This is a genomic window from Actinomycetota bacterium (assembly GCA_040757835.1).
Lineage (GTDB): Bacteria > Actinomycetota > Geothermincolia > Geothermincolales > RBG-13-55-18 > SURF-21.
This window is the reverse complement of record JBFLWJ010000005.1, coordinates 33,177-56,492: the sequence shown is the minus strand read 5'-3', so window position 1 is coordinate 56,492 and position 23,316 is coordinate 33,177. Positions and strand designations below refer to the sequence as shown.

Annotated in this window: 20 protein-coding genes; 8 read left to right on the top strand and 12 right to left on the bottom strand. The window is 62.5% G+C overall.

Annotated elements, in window-relative coordinates; genetic code table 11:
* Positions 1 to 192 precede the first annotated feature (192 nt).
* Entirely contained in the window at positions 193 to 1,074 is an 882-nt protein-coding gene (locus AB1384_06750) for a hypothetical protein (protein ID MEW6553968.1), read from the bottom strand.
* Between the two features lie 353 nt (positions 1,075 to 1,427).
* Here AB1384_06750 and AB1384_06745 point away from each other — a divergent pair, with 353 nt between their 5' ends.
* On the top strand, positions 1,428 to 2,954 hold the full coding sequence (locus AB1384_06745; protein ID MEW6553967.1) for a phosphoenolpyruvate carboxykinase (ATP): 1,527 nt from the start codon (positions 1,428 to 1,430) through the stop codon (positions 2,952 to 2,954).
* Between the two features lie 91 nt (positions 2,955 to 3,045).
* Here the strand turns inward: AB1384_06745 and AB1384_06740 are convergent, their stop codons facing one another.
* The 3 genes from AB1384_06740 to AB1384_06730 form a co-directional block, all read right to left on the bottom strand.
* Complete coding sequence (locus AB1384_06740) at positions 3,046 to 4,104, bottom strand: 4Fe-4S binding protein (protein MEW6553966.1); 1,059 nt, start codon at positions 4,102 to 4,104, stop codon at positions 3,046 to 3,048.
* A gap of 255 nt (positions 4,105 to 4,359) precedes the next feature.
* The gene (cooS, locus tag AB1384_06735) at positions 4,360 to 6,264 is read right to left on the bottom strand and encodes an anaerobic carbon-monoxide dehydrogenase catalytic subunit (GenBank protein MEW6553965.1); all 1,905 of its coding nucleotides are present in this window, start codon (positions 6,262 to 6,264) and stop codon (positions 4,360 to 4,362) included.
* A 69-nt stretch (positions 6,265 to 6,333) separates the two neighbouring features.
* Positions 6,334 to 6,672: a cupin domain-containing protein gene (locus AB1384_06730; GenBank protein ID MEW6553964.1), complete on the bottom strand. Its 339-nt coding sequence runs from the start codon at positions 6,670 to 6,672 to the stop codon at positions 6,334 to 6,336.
* A 112-nt stretch (positions 6,673 to 6,784) separates the two neighbouring features.
* On the opposite strand from AB1384_06730, the gene AB1384_06725 reads away from it, so the two are divergent.
* Positions 6,785 to 7,186 carry a PadR family transcriptional regulator gene (locus tag AB1384_06725; GenBank protein ID MEW6553963.1) on the top strand — a complete coding sequence of 134 codons (402 nt, stop codon included), beginning with the start codon at positions 6,785 to 6,787 and terminating at the stop codon, positions 7,184 to 7,186.
* Between the two features lie 346 nt (positions 7,187 to 7,532).
* On the opposite strand, the gene AB1384_06720 is transcribed toward AB1384_06725, so the two are convergent.
* Complete coding sequence (locus AB1384_06720) at positions 7,533 to 8,162, bottom strand: DUF1638 domain-containing protein (GenBank protein MEW6553962.1); 630 nt, start codon at positions 8,160 to 8,162, stop codon at positions 7,533 to 7,535.
* A 176-nt stretch (positions 8,163 to 8,338) separates the two neighbouring features.
* Here AB1384_06720 and AB1384_06715 point away from each other — a divergent pair, with 176 nt between their 5' ends.
* A complete protein-coding gene (locus tag AB1384_06715; GenBank protein ID MEW6553961.1) occupies positions 8,339 to 10,042 on the top strand; it encodes an acyl-CoA dehydrogenase in 1,704 nt (567 codons plus the stop codon).
* Here the strand turns inward: AB1384_06715 and AB1384_06710 are convergent.
* Entirely contained in the window at positions 10,039 to 11,178 is a 1,140-nt protein-coding gene (locus AB1384_06710) for a lycopene cyclase family protein (protein MEW6553960.1), read from the bottom strand. The two genes, AB1384_06715 and AB1384_06710, sit on opposite strands and share 4 nt — an antisense overlap.
* A gap of 287 nt (positions 11,179 to 11,465) precedes the next feature.
* Between AB1384_06710 and AB1384_06705 the strand changes: the two genes are divergently transcribed.
* The 3 genes from AB1384_06705 to AB1384_06695 are packed head-to-tail and all read left to right on the top strand — an operon-like array spanning position 11,466 to position 12,834.
* Positions 11,466 to 11,840, top strand: coding sequence for a hypothetical protein (locus AB1384_06705; GenBank protein ID MEW6553959.1), 375 nt, complete (start codon positions 11,466 to 11,468; stop codon positions 11,838 to 11,840).
* Complete coding sequence (locus AB1384_06700; GenBank protein MEW6553958.1) at positions 11,837 to 12,034, top strand: hypothetical protein; 198 nt, start codon at positions 11,837 to 11,839, stop codon at positions 12,032 to 12,034. The genes AB1384_06705 and AB1384_06700 overlap by 4 nt, the downstream gene beginning before the upstream one ends.
* On the top strand, positions 11,986 to 12,834 hold the full coding sequence (locus tag AB1384_06695; protein ID MEW6553957.1) for a hypothetical protein: 849 nt from the start codon (positions 11,986 to 11,988) through the stop codon (positions 12,832 to 12,834). The genes AB1384_06700 and AB1384_06695 overlap by 49 nt, the downstream gene beginning before the upstream one ends.
* 124 nt (positions 12,835 to 12,958) lie before the next feature.
* Here the strand turns inward: AB1384_06695 and AB1384_06690 are convergent, their stop codons facing one another.
* From AB1384_06690 to AB1384_06665, 6 genes are all read right to left on the bottom strand, one after another.
* On the bottom strand, positions 12,959 to 13,414 hold the full coding sequence (locus AB1384_06690) for a hypothetical protein (protein ID MEW6553956.1): 456 nt from the start codon (positions 13,412 to 13,414) through the stop codon (positions 12,959 to 12,961).
* 70 nt (positions 13,415 to 13,484) lie between these two features.
* On the bottom strand, positions 13,485 to 14,297 hold the full coding sequence (locus AB1384_06685; protein ID MEW6553955.1) for a hypothetical protein: 813 nt from the start codon (positions 14,295 to 14,297) through the stop codon (positions 13,485 to 13,487).
* Between the two features lie 108 nt (positions 14,298 to 14,405).
* Entirely contained in the window at positions 14,406 to 15,110 is a 705-nt protein-coding gene (locus tag AB1384_06680; protein ID MEW6553954.1) for a 4Fe-4S double cluster binding domain-containing protein, read from the bottom strand.
* Positions 15,111 to 15,134: 24 nt separating this feature from the next.
* Positions 15,135 to 16,040, bottom strand: a complete 906-nt coding sequence (locus AB1384_06675; protein ID MEW6553953.1) for a hypothetical protein — start codon at positions 16,038 to 16,040, stop codon at positions 15,135 to 15,137.
* A 139-nt stretch (positions 16,041 to 16,179) separates the two neighbouring features.
* The gene (locus AB1384_06670; GenBank protein MEW6553952.1) at positions 16,180 to 17,112 is read right to left on the bottom strand and encodes a glycyl-radical enzyme activating protein; all 933 of its coding nucleotides are present in this window, start codon (positions 17,110 to 17,112) and stop codon (positions 16,180 to 16,182) included.
* A 9-nt stretch (positions 17,113 to 17,121) separates the two neighbouring features.
* Positions 17,122 to 20,094 carry a pyruvate formate lyase family protein gene (locus tag AB1384_06665; GenBank protein ID MEW6553951.1) on the bottom strand — a complete coding sequence of 991 codons (2,973 nt, stop codon included), beginning with the start codon at positions 20,092 to 20,094 and terminating at the stop codon, positions 17,122 to 17,124.
* A gap of 359 nt (positions 20,095 to 20,453) precedes the next feature.
* Between AB1384_06665 and AB1384_06660 the strand changes: the two genes are divergently transcribed.
* Complete coding sequence (locus AB1384_06660) at positions 20,454 to 21,833, top strand: radical SAM protein (protein ID MEW6553950.1); 1,380 nt, start codon at positions 20,454 to 20,456, stop codon at positions 21,831 to 21,833.
* 44 nt (positions 21,834 to 21,877) lie between these two features.
* Positions 21,878 to 22,936, top strand: coding sequence for a hypothetical protein (locus AB1384_06655; protein MEW6553949.1), 1,059 nt, complete (start codon positions 21,878 to 21,880; stop codon positions 22,934 to 22,936).
* Positions 22,937 to 23,316: the final 380 nt, after the last annotated feature.

Genomic DNA, 23,316 nt, shown 5'->3' with positions numbered 1-23,316 from the left:
CAGGTTCCAGGCGTGCACGGCCCGGCGCGCGGAGTTGCGGGTGCGTTCGCTGTCCCCGGTGAACAGGCTAGCCACCGGGAGGGTGCCGGTAGCGCTGGTTATCTGGATGACCATGACCGACGCGTCGGCGTCCGGAAGCATGATGGCGTAGAATTCCCACGAGGCATCGCCCTTCACCAGGACCTCGTAGGCCTACTCGTCGTAGGTCTGGACGACCTGGTCCATCCACATGGTGCCCGCGACGCCGCTGCTCAGTGTGGCGCCGTCGCGCGTGATCGTGAACCGCTCGACGTCCATCAGCGGCTGCGAATAGTAGTATGAGCCCTGGGCGGCCATGGGGTCGCCGGTGGCCTCGAGATAGGCGCCTACAGAGTTGCCATGCGACCTTGTGATCTCATCCCGCTGCTCGTTGGTCAGGAACTGCGGGAAGAAAGAGGCCTTGCCGTAACCCTGGTTGACCACCCCCAAACGGTCGCGCATCAGCGCCTCCGCCTGGAGCCTGCCGCCCAGCTGGTCCGCGATATCGGCGGAGAGACGGTACTCCGCGCCGGCCGCGCCCATGCTCCCGGAGACCAGTTCCATGGTCATTATCGGCTCTGCCTGTGTTGGCGAGTTCAGCTCCACTTTCCAGGGGTCGGATTCCACGTTGACCTGTGGGCTGACGTCAAGCGCATATTCGCCGCCATACATGTACTGACCCAGGGTCGGGCTGCCGTAGGCCACGATAGCCGGTACCATCGCCAGGCGCGAGCTGCCCTGCACCTCCTCGATACGCTGCATCGAGATGATGAACGTCCCGGGTTCCGTGGGCGCCGCGCTGTCCACCAGGCTGCCGAAGAAGAACCAGCCGTCGAGGTCGTATTCGAAGTGCTCGCTCACCAGCCACTCGGACATCTGCTCCGCGGACTGCGTCTGAGGCATATCGTAATCACGGGTGAAGAACGCGCTCCCCGCGGCCGGGGTGGGGTAACCGGGCGTATCGCCTCCGCCCTGCGAGCCTCCGCAGGCGGTCACGGTAACGCCGAGCAGCAACAGCAGGACTGGGACCGCCAGCAGCTTCAAGGGCTTCTTCATTATCTCCTCCCGAAAATCCGCTTTTCCTTGTACCGGTATGGCTGGTTAACGAAAAACCATGCATCGCTCTGTATCGGAAATGATACCGCGCTCCTTCAACCCACGGCTCCGGGGGAGGTGGCGGCCGTTCGCGCTCTACGCCCATCCGCCATGGCTTCTGCTCGTGCGGCGGATGGAGCCGGCGGGCCGTTCGGCCTCCAGCGGCATGTATAGTACCCGCGGAGCCGGGATGATAGAATAAATGCTGCGAAAAAGCCTCATGGCAATATCTGGTATCAGAAAGGACGAACCTCGCGGGTGCCCCGCACCCGCCTCTATATATTGATGGGGATACGGGAAAGGAGACGGTGCGCATGAACGATACGTTCGAGATCTACGGCCAGAAGTTCGAGCCCGGCAAGGTCATCGATAACCCCAGCGATCTCCAGCTGCGGGAATGGGCCCTCGAGCAGGGAGGGATGATGACCCAGACCGGCAACCTCGCGGTCATCACCAACGTGCGCAGCCGCAGCGCGAAGTTCACCGAGATCTACCACGACAAGGCGCCGGAGGAGAAAGACCTGAAACTCATACACGACGTCTTCGAACACCTCAAGAACAATGAGGTGATCCGCCTGGACCGCCGCATGTGCATGCATCCCGACTACCTCTTCCACGCACGCGTCTATATCACCGCCGACTATGCGCGCATACCGCTGATGTGGGGCAACACCCTCTTCGAGCCTGACGATCCCGATGGGAAGCCCGATTTCATCACCATCACCATCGCCGAGTGGCCGGAGCGCCGGGTGATGGTCTTCCCGGAGGAAGGCCTGACCATCATCCTGGGCAGTGACTACAAGGGCGAGAACAAGAAAGCCATGCTGCGCCAGCTCATGTACGCGGTCAAGAAAAGGGGATGCCTGGGCCTGCACGCGGGCTCCAAGATCATCCGGGTAAAGCGGCAGGGGGAACTCACAGACGTTGGGTTTCTCTTCTTCGGGCTCTCGGGCACGGGCAAGACCAGCCTCACCTGCCACTCCCACTGGCTGGATCATCCCGAGAGGATCATCATCCGCCAGGACGATGTGGTCATCCTGCGCCCGGACGGCAGCGCTTTGGGGACGGAGAACTCCTACTACGTCAAGACCGACGCCCTGGACCTGGATTCCCAGCCCCTGCTCTACGCCGCTTGCCTCAGCCCGCGCACCATCCTGGAAAACGTCATGGTGCACGAGGACACCCTGGCTATAGATTTCCGCGACAGCACCATCACTTCCAACGGCCGCGCCATGGTCAAGAGGAGCGATGTGGCTTTCACCGACGACCAGATCGACCTGCCAAAGGTGCACAACATCGTGTTCATCACCCGCCGCCAGGACGTGGTGCCGCCCATAGCCAGGCTCAGCCCGGAGTTCGGGGCCGCGGCCTTCATGCTCGGCGAGTCCATCGAGACCTCCGCCGGGGACCCCACCATGGCCGGCCGCGCCATCAGGGTGGTAGGGACCAATCCCTTCATCGTCGGCTCCGAGTCCGAGGAGGGGAATATCTTCCTCTCCATCCTGCGCGGAAACCCCGACATCCAGTGCTACATGATGAACACCGGCCGGGTAGGCGGGACCGAGGGGCTGGCGGGAGAGAACATCAGCGTCAGGGACTCCGTGAAGATCATCGAGATGATCGCCCGTGACGAGATCAAGTGGAAGGAGGACCCCTTCTGGGGATACGAGGTACCCGAGGAGATCCCCGGCATGGACTACTCGCGTTTCGACCTGGGGAATTTCTATCAACCCAGCGAGATCTCATCCCTGGAGGAAGCCCTGCGCAACGAGCGCATCGAATGGCTGGAGAGGTTCGAGGACCTGGATCCCGACATCCTCAACGCCATCCGCGGCGGTTAACCGGGGTGCGCCGGGACCCGGGACAAACCCGGCTGAACAGGCGCTGACCGATGCATACTGGTGGTTTGAACCGGCCTGCGCGAGAAAACGATCAGGCCAGGCCGCGCTCTACCAGTATACGGTGCAGGGTGTCTTTCGAGTCCAAAGGGGGGACCGCGATCTCTTCCCTCTCCACGAAGGCTATAGCGTTCTGGGCGCAGGTCGGCAGGCAGACCCCACACCCGATACACCTCCTGGGGTCGATGCGCAGGGAATCCCCATCCTCGGTAACTGCGTCCATCGGACAGCGCTCTGCACACGCCCCGCAGGCGTTGCATCTTCCGGCATCCAGCACGGAACGGTAGTTGGAGTGCAGGAGTTCCCCGGGGTTGGGGAGGGCCTTTATTATCCTCAAGCCCGAGCAGCAGCAGGTGCAGCAGGAACATACGAACCGTATCTCGCGGGTGTTCTCGGCCAGGAGCACCAATCCCAGTTCCTCCGAGAGGTCGAGCAACCGCAGCGCCTCCTCTGCGTCTATCCTTCTGCCCGGCCACCCGTTCTTCAGGTGGTAGCCGGCGAAATCCCCGAACATGAGGCAGATCTCCAGCGGATTCTCGCAGCCCTTGCCGAGCAGCCCCTGCTGCTTGCGGCAGATGCACTCCTTTACCCCCAGCACTTCATGTGCATTTACCAGGTCTCTGACACGGTCGTAGGTGGCGATGGTGTGGCTCGCGTCCACCGCCGAGCCCACGGGAATGAAGCGTGTCTGCAGGGTCTTGACCCCAGCCATGGCCAGCCCGATATGGGGTATGTACTCTTCCACCAGCTCGGCCATCTCCCTATCCATGGCGCCCAGGCGGTATTCGTAGATGCCCACGATGAACTGCTCCGCCCTGAAGAGCACCCCTTCCCCCTCGCCCTCCCGGTAGATCAGGCCTCGGGATGCCATCGACGCCAGTCTCTCCGCGGCTTCAGCCTCTCCCGTTCCGCAACGCCTGGCAATCGTTGCCGGGGGTTCCGGGTCCCTGGAGAGGCAAGAGGCTATCTTCGCGTCCTCGGGGCTGAAGATCTTTTTCAGGATCCTCATCTCCACCCCGCTCTCCGTGGCGGGAAACCCTCCCGGCATCCCGTGCAGCAACTCCCGCAGTCTGGCGTATGTTTCTTCGCTCAAACTCTTCTCCCTCAAGAAACATCGCTCTTCCAAGAGGCAGGCGGCGCATGAATCAGGGCATGCTAGCCGTTCCTGTTGCCATCCCTCTAGCGAGCCGTCCAAATATACATTTCTGTCAGTATGATCATTCCACCGATGATGCACAAGCGGACCGGGTCTTCGAGGGTTTCGAGGGGCAATGGAGGTCCGGATAGCGGTATGAGCCAATAAGAAAGCAGGTCGGTGAGGGAACTCCCCGACCTGCTCTCGATCAGGTCAGATACCCAGCTTACCGCGCTTAGCCTCGATGTGGGCGAGCATGCCGTCCGCGGCCTGCGCCGCGTCCGTCTCCAGCCGCATCACCCCGCCGGTGACGTCCGCGCAGTCCTCAGTGAGCAGCTTGACCAGGTCGGGCCCTCCCGTGACCGTGGGCACCGGGTTGACGTAGGTGTAGAGGCCAAGGGCCAGGGCGAAGACCGCGTCCATGGTCGCCTTCTGCTCCATGTACTCCGGCGCCGCCGCCACCACCGGCAGGTCGGGTATGGGGACGTCTCCCAGGGCCTCCGACACCGCGGCCAGCAGGTCGGCGATGCGCCCGGTGTCGGTGCAGGTGCCGTAGCTGAGCACCGGCGGCACCCCCAGCTGCTCGCAGACCGCCTTGAGCCCGGGGCCGGCCATATGCGCCGCCTCGGGCACGCACAGCCCCGCCACCTGCATGGCGCCGTTGCCGCAGCCCATGGAGAGGATGAGGATGTCCCGCGCAATGAGCTCACTGGCCACCGCCACGCTATGGGCGTCCTGGCCTGAGTCCCGCAGGGTGGTGCAGGAGACCAGCCCCGCGATACCCCGGATGGCCCCCGACTTGATGGCGTCGAGGAGCAGGTCCAGGGTACCGCCCAGGGCCTCCAGGATGCTCTCGGTGGAGAAGCCGACCACAGCGTCGCCGCAGCGCAGCCCGGTGATAGGCTCCACCGTATCATGGCGCTGCTTGAAGTTTGCTATGGCCATCTCCAGCAGCTGGGCGGCCTGGGCCTCCGCCTGCTCGGGCTCGTAGTCCAGGCGGTCGGTCACGCCCTCGAAGGCCACCAGGTCGCTCACGGGGATGAGCTTGAACTTGTATTTCTCCGCGTAGGCGGGGTCGATGGGCATGGAGCAGTTCATGTCGCAGGCGAAGAGGTCCACGCATCCGGTGGCCAGGACCGCCTCCTGTGTTATCCAGTTGCCGGTGAAGCCGTAGAAGACGTCGTCCATCTCCCAGCGCTGGATCATCTCCTGCCCCGTCTCGATATTGGCGATGACCCGCATACCGTTGGCGCCGGCCGCCTTCGCCTTCTCCTGCCACTCCGGCTGGCGCGCCAGCTGCACCATGGCGAAGCCCAGGAAGGGCTCGTGGCCATTGGGGAGCACGTTGACGTAATCGGGGTCCAGCACCCCCAGGTCCACGCGCATTGGGTGGGGCCGGGGAAGGCCGAAGAGGATGTCCTGGCAGTACTCGTTTATGATCTGGCTCTGGTAGGCCATGGCCACTCCCATACGCATGGCCTTGAGCGCCAGGCTCTGGTAGTACCCGTCCACGTTGGTCAGGCAGGAGCTGGTGACCCGCAGCATCTCTCCATAGACTCCCCCGGGAAAGATGCCGAGCTTCTTCCACGTCTCCTTGCGCTCCGCGGTGGCCAGCGCCTCCACGATGAGGCTGGGCTGGTCCGCCTTGCGGTTGAAATCGGCCTCGGCGAAATCGCACAGCCGCAGGGCCACCTCTGCGTCGGAGCCCGAGGTGTCCAGCCCCAGGCGGGCGGCGAAATCACGCAGCTTGCCGGGCTCCTTTATCCCGAAGGGGGTCTTGCCCTCCGCGGTGGCGCGCAGGGTCTTCACCGTCTGTTCGGTATGGTAGTGGTAGGTGGAAGTGCCCATGACGTTGCGCAGGGCCATCATGCGCATGGCCATGCCGTCGGCAGTGATGCCGCACACGCCGCGCTTGTCCTTGGCGGCGTCGGCGCGGCAGGGCCCGTTGGAGCAGAGGTCGCACCTGGCGCCCGCCTGGCAGAAGGGGCACCGCTTGTCGGGGCTGTCTCCCAGCCCCTGGGCCTCGTAGCGGTCCCAGATGTTGGCCATGCCGTCTTCCTTGATGCGGCGGTAAGCGGTCCTCACGGACTCGTGGTAGGAGATCCTGTCATCCTCCATGGTCTACTCCCTTCTTTCTGTGGCTCTCACTGGTCCAAGTGGCCTTCCGCAGCGGCAAAACCGCCTGGCTCAAAGCAACCTGGTCTGTTCCGTGGGACGGGGTATCTTCACTACCAGTATGCGGCAGTCCGCGCCGCTCTCGTTGAGCCAGCGGTGCGGTATCTTCGCCGGGCTCTCGATGAGCGTGTCCGGACCCACCGTCTCCCGCTCCTCGCCGATCTCGATGACGCCCTCTCCTTCGAGCACGTAGAAAAAGACGTCCACGGGGGTGACGTGCTTCTTCAGGCTCTCCCCCGGCTTGAGCAGGATATGAACCGCCTGCGCGTGCTCGCTGTCGTAGATCCTGCTGGTATGAACGCCGTGGGGGTTGGGCGTGGCTTCCGCTTCCGTCGCCTTGATGATCTTCATATCTCCTCCTCCCGGGACTCTCATGAGGCGGTCATGCCGCCGAGGTTGACAGGCCTTAATATATGTGAATAATATATATATATCAAATACATATATCAAACTGGAAGCGCCGATGGCCAAGAGCCGTACTACAGGTGGCGACAAAGATAAGGATTCCCCGGAATCCGACGTCGAAACATATATGCGCGAGGGGCCGGGTAAGCGCTTCATCGAGTCCCGCATCCTTTTCCTGCTTTCGCAGGGTCCCGCCCACGGCTATGAGCTCATCGGCCGCATGGACGAGATCCCTTTACCCGGCCCGGTCCCCGACACCGGCGCGGTCTACCGCAAGCTGCGCGAGATGGAGGAGAGGGGACTGGTGCGCTCCCGCTGGGACGAAAGCGGCAGGGGGCCGCGCCGTCGCACCTACAGTATAACCGCGGAGGGAAAGAGGCGGCTGGCCGCCTGGGCCGAGGCCATCCGCAGGCGCATGGAAATGCTCCAGAACTTCCTCGACCTCTACGACCAGAGTTAACGTGACACGTTTGGGGTCAACCCCGGCCCGTGCCACAGTCGGTATCCGGTCTGTTGCTGCGGGGTGAAAGTGCGGCCGCGTTAAGCGTTCCGAATCCTAGGAAGCACTGCCAGTACCGGGTGGACCGAAGTCCTGTCCCAGTTCCTGCTGCAGGCGCTTCCCAAAAGCAGGATCGTGCAGAACTTATACCAGGTGCTCGGCGCGGCAGCGTAGATCTTGCGCTTGCGGATGTCCTCTTCCAGCATGCCCATCCCCCGACTATCCCCCGTGGGCTTCATGTTATCATGTGAGCTCGTATGGGGGTCGAGGATGAGAGAAAACACGGAGATGCCAGCGGCCGCCGCACTCACGCTTCCTTCAACCGCTCCAAGGCTGCTTGCAGCAATTCCCGAAAGCGGTCCAGGTTGATAGCCCTGGCGTCCAGGGGGATACCCATCCAGTCGGAGAAATCAAGGATCCTCTCGGGGTCCTCCTCCATGAGCCGGTCGAAGAAGCCCCGGCTGTCCACGACGATGGCCGTGTCGTTCTGGGGGAAGGTCTGGTTGCGTTTCCCGAGGTCCCATTCCTCGAAGACATCGTCCTTGTTCTCTACCCACGCGGGCATCATCCAGTAGACCTTCATGCCCTCCGCGAGCCGTTCCTTGTCCTCATCGGAGAGCATCATCTCGATGCAGCTGTGCTCCCGGATCCTTTCGTGCTCGGCGCCGGTGTCCGCCACCAGGCTGTCGATGCCGCGTGAGAAGTCCGACGTGTCGATGAAGCAACCGTCACCGTAAACTACCAGGATACAGTCCGCCCTTCTTTTTGCCTCCTCTATCCTCGCCGTCAGCAGCTCCTCGAGCTTCCGCGGCCTCTCCTTGAGGCAGGGCTCGGTGTAGAAGACCTCGATGTCTTCAAGGAGGCCCTCCGCTCTCAATTCCTCGAGGTCTTCCCTGAAAGACCCGCAAGATACTACTGCTATACGCGGTCCGTCCATCAGCAGTGCTCCTTTCCTTGTTTTGCAACAGGTCTAGCCCACGGACGGGAAATATTATTGCCGGGGCACAGGCAAGGTAAACGCGGCTGGCTTCCCGGGTATAATGAGAGTACTGATGACTCCAGGCCCTCTTTCCTCCGGCAGGAACGGGCCTCAAACACCGAGGAGTGGTTACCGTGATCCTTCTGAACCCCAAGCAGCACAAGGTGGAGTACCCGGGCGACGAGCGCTCCAAGGAGATGATGCTGAAGACCATCGCCTTCTTCGAGGAAAAAGGCAGAGGTAGAATAAAGAAAGACGACCACGAGAGGACATGGTATTCGGACTTCCTGGAGTTCCAGAAAGACGAGAAGCTCTTCTCCGACCTGCTCACCCCGTCGCGGTACGCGCTGGGCGAGGACGCGCGCTGGGACACCTTCCGCAACTGCGACTTCAACGAGATCCTCGCCTTCTACGGGCTGGCCTACTGGTACACCTGGCAGGTCTCCATCCTCGGCCTGGGGCCCCTGTGGATGAGCGAGAACGAGGAGATGAAGAAGAAGACGGCGCAGCTGCTGCGGGACGGCGGCATCTTCGCCTTCGGGCTCTCGGAGAAGGAGCACGGTGCCGACCTCTACTCCACCGAGATGTCGCTAAAGGCGCTAGGCGGGGGGGAGTACCGCGCCAACGGCCGCAAGTACTATATCGGGAACGGCAACGAGGCGGCGCTGGTCTCCACCTTCGGCAAGATGGAGGGCACCGAAGACTACGTCTTCTTCGCGGTCAGCTCTAAGCACGGCGGCTATGAGCTGGTTAAGAACGTGGTCAACTCGCAGAACTTCGTGGCCGAGTACGCCCTCAACGACTACCCCATCCACGAAACGGACATCCTGTCCATGGGCCGGGACGCCTGGGACGCCGCGCTCAACACCGTCAACGTGGGCAAGTTCAACCTCGGCTGGGCCTCCATCGGCATCTGCACCCACGCCCTCTACGAGGCGATGGACCATGCCGCTAACCGCGTTCTCTTCGGCAAGCACGTCAGCGACTTTCCCCACATCCGGCAGCTCCTCACCGACGCCTACACCCGCCTGGTGGCTATGAAACTCTTCGCCCTGCGGGCGGCGGACTATATGCGCTCCGCCTCGCCCGAGGACCGCAGGTACCTGCTCTATAACCCCATGGTGAAGATGAAGGTCACCACCCAGGGCGAAGAGGTTATCAACCTGCTCTGGGACGTCATCGCCGCCAAGGGGTTCGAGAAGGACACCTACTTCGAGATGGCAGCCCGCGATATCCGCGCCCTGCCCAAGCTCGAGGGCACGGTGCATGTGAACATGGCTCTGATCATCAAGTTCATGCCCAATTATTTCTTCAACCCGGCGCCCTTCCCGGAGATCCCGCAGCGGAGCGACCTCGCCAACGACGACTTCCTCTTCCAGCAGGGGCCCACCAAGGGACTGGGCGGCATCCAGTTCCACGACTTCATGCTGGCCTACGGGCCCGCCGGCCTGCCCAACGTGAGCATCTTCAAGGACCAGATCGAGGTGCTGAGGGAACTGCTACTCAAGGCCCCGCCCACGGAGGGACAGCGCAAGGACATCGACTTCCTGCTCACATTAGGCGAGCTCTTCACCCTGGTGGCCTACGGGCAGCTGCTGCTGGAGAACCAGCCCATCTACGGGGTGGAGGACGACCTCATGGAGTCCATGTTCGACTTCATGGTCAGGGACTTCTCCCGCTACGCCCTGCAGCTGTACTCCAAGACGTCCAGCACCCCCGAGCAGATGGACCTCTGCCTGAAGATGATCCGCAAACCGGTGATCGACGAGGCCAGGTTCGAGCGGGTGTGGGAGAAGTACGTCTACGCCACCGTCGGCGCCTACCACATGAACGACTAGCGCGAACCGCCGGGCAGGAAGCAGCGGTTGATCCCGGCGATGGTGCAGTCGTTGGAGAGGTAGACCCTCCACATATCTCCCGGGGCGTTGAAGAAGCCCCGCATGAACAGGGAGAGGGTGCGGATGCCGATGCGGCCGAAGAACTCGCCGCCGCGTAGGTGAAAAGCGCGCATGCGCAGAAGCGGCCGCGTCCATATCATCCTCCAGGCCTGACGTGCGATCTTCTCGGGCGGTTTGCCCTCGCCCAGCGCCGTGGAGATGCAATCGGCCAGAGGGCCGGCCGTGCGCAGGGAATGGGCCACGCTCCAGCCGGTCGAGGGCTGCACGAAGCCGCCGGCCGCCCCGAAGCCGATGACGCGCTGGTCCAGGTCGGGCACGGCCTGGTTCATGGGCAAAGCCCCCACCTCCACCGACTCGACCTCACGCACCTTGATGCCCAGGCTGGCCAGGCGCAGGTAGAGGCGGCCCTGCAGTATCTCGAAGGGCACCCCTGGGGAGTCCGCCAGGGAGGTCTCCTCGAAGAAGGCCAGCTCCCGGTCGTAGGGCATGGCATAGAGAAAGGTGGGAGGACGCTTGCGGCTACCCAGGAACTTATGGCGGAAGTCCATGAGGACCATCTCGCCGGGGTCGAAGGGGTGGCGGTCCACCCGGGCCAGGATGCCATAGACGTTCTGGAAGGAGTCCGCGTCCCTTGCCACCTCCAGCAGGGCGTGGGCGTGGCCGGTGGCGTCGATGACCACGTCCGCCCGTAGCCTTCCTCCGCCTTCCAGCACCACGTCGCTTCCCTTGCGGTCGTGCTCCACCCTTACGGCCCTGCCCTGCACGGTGGTGACGGAGGGGTGCAGCAGCCGGCCTTTCAGGCTCTCGTTATCGAAGATGGCGTAGCCGCGGTCCAGGAGCTGGCTGGTCTTCTCGCCGTAGATGATGCGGCTCGCGGGCCAGATATGCCCGCAGTGTCCCGCAAGTCCCAGGGGCTCGATGTCGTCGGCCCAGGCGCAGGTGTTGTTCTCCCAGACACGCCCCGGGTCGGGATCGCAGCAGGCTACGTGCAGGCCTTTGCGGGCCAGGGCCCCGGCTATGGCCAACCCCGCCGGACCGGCCCCGGCGACCACGGCTTCGTATGTTCCTCGTATCATGAATAATTAATATCAAAGTAGTACTTACTAGTAAAAAACAGATACCATAAAGCCTGCAAGACAGATCCGGATATCCGGCGCCGCCGATCACCATTTCGCGCACCTGGCACGTTACGGGCACTCCGAGATCGCTTTGCCGGCTTCGCCTCCTCATGATGACCCTGGCGGAGAGGTGCCGGGCCGGCACGGGAAGGGCATAACGCAGGTGGCAAGGAATAACTCTACGGCAGGGTGTAGTGATCGTCCGTATCTTCACAGCGGATGTCACCGGAAAGAGGGAGGGTGTCATGACCAGGAGGCAGGTGCTCTATCTCATCACCCCCATAGCGGTCTTTATCCTTATAACCGCGTTGCTCATGGGGTGCGGTGGGGGCACCCAGGAGAGCCAGGAAGAGGTCGCCGTACCGGACCCGGACGCCATCGTCTCATACGAGGGCGGATACCGTTTCGATTACAATGGCTGGGTCTACCTCCATATCCAGGGCGAGCCCTACGAGAGGGGTTTCCAGCACGGCTACCTCGTGGCTCCCGAGCTTGCGGAGATAAAAGAGATGCTGGAATACACCACCCTCCAGGACACCGGAAAGGAATGGGCTTACTTCGTCGAACAGGCCGAGCGGGTCTTCATGCCCAACGCCGTGGAGGATACATCGAAGAGATGAAGGGTATCGCCGACGGGGCCACACAGGCCGGGGCAGAGATGACCTGGCAGGAGGTGCTGGCCTGGAACGGCGATATGGAGATCACCGGTTACTGGTGGCCTAACGAGGAAGCCGGCGCCTACGACGACCAGTCCGACAACGAGCACTGCAGCGCCTTCATCGCCCCGGTTCCTACACCGCGGACGGCGGGGTAGTCATCGCCCATAATTCCTGGGACCTCTTCGTCCAGAGGCAGTATTTCAACGTCATCCTGGACATCGAGCCCTCCGAGGGCCACCGCATGTTCATGCAGAGCGTACCCGGCTATATCGACAGTATGACCCATTTCTTCGTGACCGGCGCTGGCATCATGGGCACCGAGACCACCCTGGGTGGCTACAGCGACTCTGACCCCAACGAGGAGGCGGAGTTCTTCCGCGTGCGCAAGGCCATGCAGTACGCGGATGACCTGGACGCCTTCGTGGAGATCATGCAGAAGAAAAACAACGGCGGCTACGCCAACAGCTGGCTGCTGGGCGATATGGAAAGCGGTGAGATCATGCGCTTCGAGCAGGGCCTGAAGTACCAGGACGTGGAGAAGACCAGGGACGGCTACTTTATCGGCTGCAACGCCCCCTTCGATCCGGTCCTGCGCAACCTGGAATGCTCCGACACCGGGTTCTACGACATCCGCACGGCCATGGGGGCTCGCCGCGTGCGTCTTACCCAGCTCATGGAGGAGAACAGGGGAAGCATAGATGTCGCGGTGGCCCGGGAGATACTGGCCGACCACTACGACGTCTATCTGGGGCAGGACGACCACCCCTGCTCCCGCACCATGGGCGGCCACTATGAGCTGGACGCCTTCGAGTACTGGCCGGACAGGATGCCCTACCACCCCTCGGGAGCGGTCGACGGCAAGGTCATGGACAGCTCAATGGCCAGGAACATGAGTTTCTGGACCCGCTTCGGCAACTCCAGCGGCATGCCCTTCGTGGCCTCGGAATACCTGTAGAAGAACCCGCAGCGGGATTACCTGGAGAGGTACCTCAAGGACCGCCCGACCCAGCCCTGGACCATGTTCACGGTGGGTTACAGGTAGGCGGCGACAGGCGGCCGCCCCGGCCGTCCGGGGCCCCCTATAACTTGTCGTTCAGAATGCTGATGGCGGTGCCGTCATCCTTGCCGGTGATGATCACCTCGGCCTGCTTGCCGTCCTTCACCAGTATCCACCAGACCGTGTATTGCCCATTTATCTCCTGGGTCTCTTTGGGCTCTCCCAGCTGGCCCTCGTACCAGGCGAGTACGGTATCGAAATCGTCAAAGGTGGAATAGTCCACCCCCACATGTGTGACCTCACCATCGGTCTCGGTCTTGGAGGACTGGACGGAAGAGGGATCGAGATTGTCGCTGTACACCGGCGCCCCCAATTCCGCCTCGGAGGGCAACGAGCCCGAATAGTCGGACTGCGGCAAGTCTTCAGGCGGCAGGTACACCGGGTGCTCGTCCTGGCAGCCACATCCGCCGCATCCCGACAGGCTGCCGGCAGCGACGATCACGAGTATTGTGAACAGACAAAAAAGCTTCCGCTTCATGGTCCCCCTCCTCGTCTCGATAAGAAACCCGAGCTTACTTTGTTATCGGACGGTGGCTGCCGGGCTTGAATCAGGGCTTGTCCACGATGCGCGGCTCGTAGACCGGGTAGACGGCCACGACGGCGTCGGGCTGAAGGATATAGAGGCCTTCCGGGGCCTGCGAGTCATAGTATTCTTTCAGCTTCATGAAGGTGGCGCCGTCCACCGCCACCGCGACGTGGTCCGCGGCGGCCCGGTACAGGGTGGCCAGGTCGGGCAGCAGCTTGAAGACGTCGCCGTTCGGGTCCAGGGATACGGCGTCCTCGACGCTCTCGAGCGGGTACTTCACCACCACCAGGTAGCCCTGCTCCGGTACGTATACGCTCGTCGCGCCGACAGGGTATTGCAGGATGAGCTCGTAGACCTCGTCGAAAGTGGGGACCTCGTTGAGCATATCGACCACGACCGTCTTTTCCGTCTCCGCCAGGTCCACGGTGATGGTGCGGTAAGAGACGTCGTATGCATCGGGGTCCACGTAGGAGTCCTCGAGGTCGAAGTAACCCGCTTGCGATATCTCCCCCAGCAGGCCGGCCATGGCCGCCTCGTCCAGCTCGCCCCGCACGTAACCGCCACCGCCGCCGGGCTCCTCCTGATATCTTATGCAGCGGCCGTCACCGTAGAGCTGGAAGAGGGGCATGAGGTCGTCGCCCGGGTAGGGAAGCCCGCCCCCGCGCTCCACCTTGACCACGCACAGCCCTGGTTGGGGCTCATATTCCAGGGAGACCCCCTTCTCGCCGCACCCGGCCGCGAGGGCGGCGATGGCCGCCATCAGCAGGGACAGGGTTATGGCCACCGCCAGGTTCAGCCGGTTCGAACATGGAGCCCCGTTACCGTGAACGCTCATACAAGTTCCTCTGCCTCGTTCTCCCTTACCGGTCCGTTTGCCCATCCGTAGTCCTGCCGCTGGCCGCACTAAGCACTGGATATGACGCCCGTGGCCGGGTGGCGATTGCTATCTCCTGCCGAAGGGGCAGGCGTAGAGGCATAGTCCGCATGCCGGCAGGCGCCCCTCCCCCTCGAGTTCATCAAAATACCCGCGGCATGCGCGGGCTTCGTAACGCATCTCCCGCGTTTCGTCCGCGACGAAGTTACGGCCGGTGAAGGCGCCGACCGGGCAGACATCAACGCATTCGCGACACTTTCCGCAGCGTTCCTCCATGGGTCCTCCGGTGGGCTCAAGCGGCGCGTCCGTGAGCACGCTGGTCCAGCGGACCCTGGGGCCGGCTTCCGGAGTCACCAGCAGGCAGCTCTTGCCGATCCACCCCAACCCCGCCAGGTGGGCTGCCAGCTTGTGCGAGAACATGGCGCAAAGGCGCTCCTCGTCCTCGTGCTCCTTGGTGGGGATGGGCAGGGGACGGTATCCGCGCCGCTGCAGCTCGCTGCAGATGCGGGAATTGGCGACATCCAGGCGCTGATTGATGACATAGTACGCGTGGTGCAGGTAGTTCGCGGCCACATCGGGATCGGAACGGTGTGGGAGCTGGTCGACCACGGCATGGGGGAGGACGATGCCCATGGACACGGCGCGGGGGAATCCCGCTACCGCATCACCCCCCTGTTCGCGGATGGCCTCCCTTGCCGGTGCGAGGTCGGCGATGCCGAAATAATCGATGCCCTGCCCCAAGGCTATGTCCCTGAGTTCCTCGAACAATCCCATGCCTGCCGCCTTCCTCGCCGGATCTCAGGAATGGTCCAGGGATACCCGCGACCTGTCGGCCGGGTCGTACTTGACGTATATCTCGGCTCCCGGCTGGTACTTGGGCACCGAGACCTCGGCGATGACCCCCGTGGTCTGGGCCTGGAAGGCTTGCTCTCCCTCGGGATACACCTCCAGCACGAAGGTCATGGCCGGGTTGTTGCCGTTGGCGTTGATGCCCAGCGGCGCGGCGGTGATGATCTTCGCCCTGGCCGGCTTGCCGGTGGCCCGGATCTCGGCGTTCTTCTGGTCCTCCCGTGTGAGGAAATCGCTCACCATGCGCGTCTTCTCCGGGTCCTGGTTGGCGAGGGCCGCCGTGACGGCCTGCATCTGCTCGGGCGGCAGGTGCTGCTGCAGCAGGCTCAAGGTCTGCGCATCCAGGACGCCTGCCGACGGGGGGTAGGCCTGGCCCGGCGTGCCCGCTTGGCTCGGGGTGCCGGCCATCTCGCCCTTGCTGCCGAGGGCGATCTTCTTGTGGTTCTTCGGGTCGTAGAGGACCGAAACCACCGCCCCCGGCTGGATGTTGGGTATGTCGAAGCGGTTGATGAGCTGCCTCATCGTCACCGTAAACGGTTCCCCCTGGGGCGGGCGCACCTGCAGGGTGAGTTTCGCCAGCGGGTAGTTCTGGTTCACGGTCACGCCGGTCTCCCTTACCTCCAGGATGGTCGCCTCGGCCTGCACCCCCGTTTCCCTGAGTTCCTCCTGCAGGATCATCGAACCGAAGGCCGCACGGAGGGAGAAATAGAATAAGGGGACGAAGACAACGACGCAGATCACGCCGATGATGGGATCGACGATGAAGACGACGATGAGACCCGCCAGGCCGCCGAGCAGGCCTCCGATAATCCCGATCTTCACCAGCAGGTTGAGTCTCTTGAAGACGGTAATCATATCCGGATCACCTCCCGGTGACGCTCGAGATGGTCGCTGTGCGATTTCCGGATTCATGGTATCACAAAGCGTGATGATACCGGCCCTTTCAAGGCCGTGGCGGCGTCGGTTCGCGTAACGGCCCGGGCGGGACCGCGCGTCACGTCACCTTCAGCCCCTCGAAGAAGGAGCGGCAGCGTTCCAGCTCGGCGGGGGACATCCAGGTGGTGGTGGCCTCGCGCCCCTCCAGGGGGTTGCGCTTGCCGATCTTGTGGCTCTTTTCGAACCACAGGGGATTGTATTGCAGCAACGCGACCTCTCCCGCTCCCTCGCGGCGCAGGAGCGCCGCCAGCCCCTTGAGGTTATCGCTGGTGGTGGTGATCCCGGGTACCAGGGGGATGCGGGGCAGAAGGCCGCGGTCCCCAGCGAGGCTCGCGCGTAACAGGCTGGAGAAGTTCTCCAGGATCACCTGGTTGGAGATGCCGCAGTGCCGCCTGTGCTCTTCCGGGTCACTCAGCTTGAGGTCGAAGTATACGGCATCGGTAAAGGGGAGCACCTTCTCCTCGAACTCACCGAGGTCGAAGTGGCCGCAGGTCTCCACGATGGTGTGGACCCCAAGATCCTTGAGCCGGCGCAGCAACTTGGAGGCGAAGCCCATGTGCAGGGTAGGCTCGCCACCGGAGAGGGTCACCCCGCCGCTGGAGGTGCGGAAGAAGGGGAGGTCTTTCTCCACCGATGCCACGATCTCCTCCACCTCCATGTACCTGCCCACCCTGGACAGGGCGTCTGACGGGCAGGCGTCGGCGCACTCGAAACAGAGGTCGCACCTCTCACGCTCCACGAAAAGTGGGTTGCCGCGGTCCAGGGCGCCCTTCCCGCATACCTCGAGGCAGGTGCCGCAGCCCACACATTCCTGGGGGTCGAATGATATCTCCTGGCCCGCGCCTTTGCTCTCGGGGTTATGGCACCATACGCAGGAGAGGGGACAGCCCTTGAAGAAGACCACGGTGCGGATACCGGGACCGTCGTCCAGGGAGTTCCCTTTTACCTCGAGGATGAGGGGCCGCCTTTTCTCACCGCTTGTTTCCGCCACCCCGCGCTCCTATATCCCGTACTCAGCCCTCTCGATGAGCTCGATCTGCATGTCGCGGTTGAGGGTCACGAAATAGGCGTTGTATCCAGAGATGCGCACCAGCAGGTTGCGGTAGTCCTCGGGGTGGGCCATGGCGTCACGCAGCATGTCCGAGGTGACCACGTTCATCTGCATCTGCATGCCGCCCAGGTCGAAGTAGGTCTTGGCGTACGAATACATGTTGTCCACTACGCGCTGGTGGTTGTCGGAAGCCCCCGGCACAACCTTGACGTTGAAGGCGATATTGTTGTTCATGTTGTGGGGGTCGAGGCTGGCCACGTCCCTGATGTTGTCGAGCAGGTTCGCGGAAGCGATGGGCTGGGGGGTGAGCCCGGGCGTGAAGGCTTTCCCCGCCAGCTTGCCGGAGGGGAGGGCGCCCGAGAGGGTCCCGAAGGCCACGTGGTTGGACATGGACCAGAAGCCCACCGTGTAAGGGCCTCCCCTGAAGTTGCGGTGAGCCCCATAGGTGTCGTGGGCGAAGCCGGCCACGCGGTCGGCCATGGCCACCGCCTCCTCGCTGCCGGAGCCGAAGAGGGGCACCTTCCTGGTGACCATGGCGTGCAGGGCGGGGTCGTTGGCGAAGTTCTCGTCGACGGCCTTCTTCATCTCCGCGAAGCTCACCCGGCCCTCGTCGTAGACGAGCTTCTTGATGGCCATGAGCGAATCAGTGACGTCGGCCAGGCCGATGCAGGCCGCCCCCGAGGAGTTATAGCGGGCTCCACCCTTGGTGACGTCCCTGCCGCTCGCGATGGAGTCGGAGATGAGCGACGACAGCAGGGGAGTGGGGCGCAGCACGCTGTGCGCCTCTCCAAGCATGTTGTTGTATTCCACCGAGTTGTCGATGAGGAACTTGAACTGGGTGGTGAAGGCGGCGTAGAAGTCCTCGAAGGTGGGGAAGTCCCCGGCCTCCGGCCGCCCGGTCTTCGGCCCCACTTCCCAGTTCATCAGGGGGTGCTTGCCGTTGTTAAGGGCCATCTCCAGGGCGGCCACCATGTTCATCATCATGCTGTTGGTGTGCCCGAGGTGCTTGCCGGAGAGGGTGGGCTCCACGCAGCCGGTGGCGGCCCAGTCCCTGAGGTCCTCCGGCGCGTAATCGAACTCGGCCAGGGACTCCATGACCGCCGCGTCGTTGTGCATGGAGGGGGTCGCCGCGGTGATGAGGTTGACCTCGCACAGGCGTTTGAGATAGGTCTCGGAGTTCTTCTCCGGGTGGTACCTGGCGTTGACGTTGGGGTCGCGGATGCCGAGGATCTCGGTGACCTTGAGGAAGATGTAGGTCATGTCGTTGACCGCGTCCTCACCCTGCGGCGTCACCCCTCCCAGGGTGATGGCCTGGTCGGATGAGCTGCCGCCGAAGAGGTAGTTGCCGATGTCGGGGATGAGGGGGAGGTGGTCGGTGCAGCGCATGTAGAAGCAGCCTACCAGCTCCACCGCGCGCCTGACGTATTCGTCGCGTTCCGCGGGGGTATGGAGCCCGGCCATGTCCGCCTCGAAGAAGGGCTGCAGCCACTGGTCCATGCGCCCGATGGAGAGCCCGGCGTTGGTGCTCTCCATGTGCAGCCCCACCCAGCCTATCCAGATGGCGTTTACCGCTTCGTCCAGGGTCTCCGCGGGATTCTCGGGCACCTTGGCGCAGATCTCGGCCAGGCGCTCCAGCTCGGCCCTGCGCGTGGGGTCGCTCTCCTCCGCGGCATCTTTGCGCGCCTGCTCCGACAGGTTGTGTGCATAAGAGGTGAGCCCTTCCAGGCAGAGGACCATCCCCCGCAGGGCGTCTCTCTTTTCCGGGGAGGCGCCGGTGTCGCGCGTGAGCTCCTCGGTGATCTCGGCGATGATGCCGCTGGTGCCCAGGCGCAGCAGCTTGGGGAAGTCGGCGATGGTGTGGGAGAGGGCCGCCGTCTTCCACATGAAGTAGACCGCGAAGCGCTCGTCCAGTTTCTGGGAGAGGGGCTGGCCATACCTGTCCCTCACCCACTCGCGGCAGTTGCGCTTCGTCCAGTAAGGGAAGACATGGTGGTGGAGGACTTCCACGGTCTCCGCGGAGATGTCGTAAGGAAAGAGCGGCCGGTCGGGGCAGGTGGTCAGCTCCGACCAGATCAGGGTGCCGTGGGTGTCGGGGTAGAGCACCACACCTATCTCCCTGGAGGTGGTGGTTCCGGCAACGAGGTCGCCGCTCCTGATGATGGGCTTGCGGCCCTCCATGAGGTGCTTGAAGGCGTGTCCCTGCCGCAGCTCGGGGACCCAGGCGTTGCCGCTGTTGTCCGTCTCGAAGCCGTTGGCCATGAACCAGTCGGTGAGCAGTTTGGGCCGCTCATGGCAGATCTCCGGTTTCACCGTGAAATGGATGTCCAGGAACCGCTCCAGGCGGGGGAAGTCCTCCAGGCACAGGTGCGAGAGGTAAGGGTCCTCGAGGTACTTCACCCCGGGGTCGGTCTTCTCGCCCCGCAGCAGGCCCTTCTTGCGCCTCGGCATCTCTTTCCTCAGCTCGGGATCGGGGTCCGGACACTGCCGCAGGCGCTCCTCGGCGTCCTCGCGCGCCTGTTTCTCCAGTCGCTTGCGGTTCATCTTGTCGGTGACCAGGGAGACGTAGAAGTTGAAGAGCGTGAGGTAAGTGAGGTTTCCCTCCACGCGATAGCGGTTCTTGAGCAGCATGTTAAGGAGTTCGTTGGGGGGTACGCTGAGGATACTCATGATAACATCGTCCCCGGAAAGGACCATCAGCGCGTCCACGTCCGCTGGTATGGCTCCCTTGACCTTCATCTTGCCGCCCCGGGAGATGAGGGCCTGCTCCACGCTGCCGCTCTCGGTGCGGAACCCGATCACAAAGTCCAGCCAGGAGCCGTTGCCCCGCAGGTAATCCCGGAGGGACGAGCGGTGGTTGTAGTTCGCGGCCATGAGCCTGAGCGCAGTGCCGGCAAGAAGGTTGGCGGATGATCTCCCGTTCACGCTTCCTCCTCTCGAGCGAGTGCCCCTAACCGCGCACTGTAACCATCTCGGCGGGGCAAATCACCGTGTTCTGCTTGTCAATATAATAACAGCCAAGGCGATGACACGGCCGTTTTCCGTCATGGCCAGGCTTCCGCCACACGTCGGCGGTCCCTTCCGGCCACCCTCGCAGGCTGGGCCCGGCGTCTCCCGGCACGTGAGGAGACTGTCACCAGCTAACTGGTTGACCGCGATCATGCCGTGCTTTCAAGATGGGGCGCGGGGCGGCCGATACTGATATGGTCGATTGTTATTAGCGATGCTGAAGCGTATAATCAGCCATTGTATATCAAGGTGGGACGAGAAAGTAGAAAGAACGTTTGAAATTAAATCTCATCGCCCCCACGAAGCAGGGCGAGACATATCTCTTCAATAAAGGACTGCTCGCACCCCTCGGCCTCATGTACCTGGCGGCCCATACCCCGCCCGAGGTCGATGTGCGCCTCATCGACGAGAACGTGGAGCGTATCGACTTTTCCCAGGTCCCCGACCTGGTGGGGATCACTACCATGACCGCCACCGCCCCCCGTGCATACGAGATCGCCAGGCGCTACCGCGCCCGGGGGGCAAAGGTGGTGCTGGGGGGCATCCACGCGTCGATGATGCCGGAGGAGGCCTTGCGCCACGCCGACGCGGTGGTGGTGGGGGAAGGCGAGAGCATATGGCCGCGGGTCCTGGAGGACTTCCAGGCGGATGACCTCCAGCCACTCTACCACCAGGAGGAGTTCATCGATTTCTCGCGGCCGGTGCCGCCCCGCCGGGACATCATCGATCCCGGGAGATACTGGAGCGCCAATGGGGTGCAGACTTCACGCGGTTGCCCCCACGCCTGCAATTTCTGCTCTGTCACCGCGTTCAACGGCCGGCGCGTGCGCATGCGCGAGGTGGACAATATCCTGGAAGAGGTGGAGTCCCTGCCCCGCCACAACCGTATCCGCCACAAGGTGGTGCCCTTCGTGGACGACAACATCGCGGCCAACCCCCGGCGCGCCAAGGAACTGTTCAAGGAACTCATCCCCATGAGATTGAGGTGGGGGTCGCAGGCCTCCATCACCTTCGCCCGCGACGAGGAGCTGGTGGCCCTGGCGGCGGAGAGCGGTTGCCACTTCCTCTTCATCGGGCTGGAAACGATGTCCAAGAAAGCCCTGTCGGAGATGGGCAAGTCCCAGAACAAGATCGAGGAGTACGGCGAAGCGCTGCAACTGCTGCGGAAATACGACATCCACGTAATGGGGGCCTTCGTCTTCGGGTTCGACTCAGACGACGAGTCCGCCTTCACCGACACGCTGGATTTCGCCATGCGCAACCAGATCCAGGTGGCCCAGTTCGCCCACCTCGTGCCCTATCCGGGGACGCGCCTATACCGCGAACTCATGGAGCAGGGCAGGGTTGAGCCGGAGTTCTGGTTCGAGCCCTCCTGGGATTCCAGGGTGGTCTATACGCCGAAGAACTTCAGCGCCGCCTGGCTCACCGAACGCACCCACAAGGTGCAGAGGGACTTCTACTCCTACCGCTCCATCGCCAGGCGCATGTACTACCACCGCCACTGGAGCTACTGGTTCGCCTTCAACCTGCTCTACCGCCACTCCCTCTCGAGCGGCCGCTCCCACGAGGTGGGCGACCACGCGGGGGCGGGGAACGGCAGAAAGTGGTTCTTCCTGCCGCGCGCGGTGAAAGCAAAGAGCGAGAGCCAGGCCTGAGACCGTATTCGGGCTTATCATACGGAACTTATAGGAGAGGCGTCGTGAAAAGAGTAAGGGTATGTCCGGAATGCGGAGTGCCGAAGAGTATATCCCGGGAGAACCGCTGGCAGAACAACGGGGCTATCCTGACCTTCGACAAAGATAAGGATACCGCCCGGGAACGCAGTGCATTTTATGAGGTAGACGGCCTGAACGGATTGTTCCAGAATATCGAGGCGATGATCGGCAAGTCTATCTTTCGGATCGTCATCGAAGCAAGGCGCAAAGACATCCTCGGCCTTCTCGAAGAGTATCTGTCTGGAATAAGGGGCGTCATGGCTCGCTCGATAGGAAGGCGGATCGTCTACAACAGCGTAGCGACCATGGGAGCCACATTCGGGCTCGGTCATTTCGAGGTCCGGGACATCAGGGCGGGAGACCACGTCACCATCTACTGCAGGAATGTTTATAGCGAACCCCTGCTGGCCGGGGATCTTGCGGCTGCTTTCAACGCGCTCGAAAGACTACCGGCCGCCGTTGATTTCGAGGAGACCGCAAACGGTCTTCTCTGCACGATAAGCCGGGGAGCGGAAGACGAAACGATAAGCTCCCGGCTTCAACCGGAATACATCGCCCCCAAGCCCGGATCGGTCCGCTTTGACAGGTGTTCGAAGTGCGACACCCCTCTCTATCTGAAAGAGGTCATCTATGACCATGAGGAGGGGATCATAACGGACAGGAAGACCGGAAGGCGCATGACCTTTCTCAGCACGAGCAACCTCGAGGCGATCTTCAAGGAATTGGAGGTCGAGTTGGGAGAGGACATCATACCAGTCATCCTGGAAGCCCAGAAGGATTACACGAAGAGCGCCCTGCGGAGCGAGGAGATAGAGTCAGAAACCGATATAAGGAGCTTCCTGGCCATAAGGGGCCTGGGCGAACTCACCGACTGCCGTCTCGATGATGACCATCTGGAGGCAGTAGTGGAGAACGCATATCCATATCTTCTGGTGGCCGGCCTTCTACACGGCATGTTCGAAATACGCGCCGGCCGTGCAGCGAAGGCCAGCTACACGAAAGGCGACGATGAAAGCCTCCGGATATCGATCGAGGCCTCTTAGCCTCGATCAACCATTCCCAGCCTTTCGGATTCGCTTCATGCCTGCTCCGTCAACATATACCTTCTGCTGCTCTTATTATCATAGCAGCCAATGGCATGTTAAATATGGGGAATGACCGTAATCTGTTGCCCATATTACATTTATAGATAGATGGTAATATATGTAAGGATCACATGGCTCGAAAGGCGTTTTGCTCTGAAAGAAACCCGGCAGAACCAAGATCCTAGCTCTTCTCTAATCACTGCCTTAAGCTGCGCTTTTACGGATAAAGGTTGCTATACATGAAGGAGTCGCAAAAGGACGAGTTCTCTGTTGTATCCAAATCGTGCCCATTTCCGAACGTTAAGATGACCTGAACCCAGCCTTCAATCTGCAACCGG

Bases quoted from the DNA above. Each gene is read 5' to 3' on its own strand.
- AB1384_06750 (MEW6553968.1), bottom strand. From the start codon at position 1,074: ATGAAGAAGCCCTTGAAGCTGCTGGCGGTCCCAGTCCTGCTGTTGCTG.
- AB1384_06745 (MEW6553967.1), top strand. From the start codon at position 1,428: ATGAACGATACGTTCGAGATCTACGGCCAGAAGTTCGAGCCCGGCAAG.
- cooS (MEW6553965.1), bottom strand. From the start codon at position 6,264: ATGGAGGATGACAGGATCTCCTACCACGAGTCCGTGAGGACCGCTTAC.
- AB1384_06730 (MEW6553964.1), bottom strand. From the start codon at position 6,672: ATGAAGATCATCAAGGCGACGGAAGCGGAAGCCACGCCCAACCCCCAC.
- AB1384_06725 (MEW6553963.1), top strand. From the start codon at position 6,785: ATGGCCAAGAGCCGTACTACAGGTGGCGACAAAGATAAGGATTCCCCG.
- AB1384_06720 (MEW6553962.1), bottom strand. From the start codon at position 8,162: ATGGACGGACCGCGTATAGCAGTAGTATCTTGCGGGTCTTTCAGGGAA.
- AB1384_06710 (MEW6553960.1), bottom strand. From the start codon at position 11,178: ATGATACGAGGAACATACGAAGCCGTGGTCGCCGGGGCCGGTCCGGCG.
- AB1384_06705 (MEW6553959.1), top strand. From the start codon at position 11,466: ATGACCAGGAGGCAGGTGCTCTATCTCATCACCCCCATAGCGGTCTTT.
- AB1384_06700 (MEW6553958.1), top strand. From the start codon at position 11,837: ATGAAGGGTATCGCCGACGGGGCCACACAGGCCGGGGCAGAGATGACC.
- AB1384_06690 (MEW6553956.1), bottom strand. From the start codon at position 13,414: ATGAAGCGGAAGCTTTTTTGTCTGTTCACAATACTCGTGATCGTCGCT.
- AB1384_06685 (MEW6553955.1), bottom strand. From the start codon at position 14,297: ATGAGCGTTCACGGTAACGGGGCTCCATGTTCGAACCGGCTGAACCTG.
- AB1384_06680 (MEW6553954.1), bottom strand. From the start codon at position 15,110: ATGGGATTGTTCGAGGAACTCAGGGACATAGCCTTGGGGCAGGGCATC.
- AB1384_06675 (MEW6553953.1), bottom strand. From the start codon at position 16,040: ATGATTACCGTCTTCAAGAGACTCAACCTGCTGGTGAAGATCGGGATT.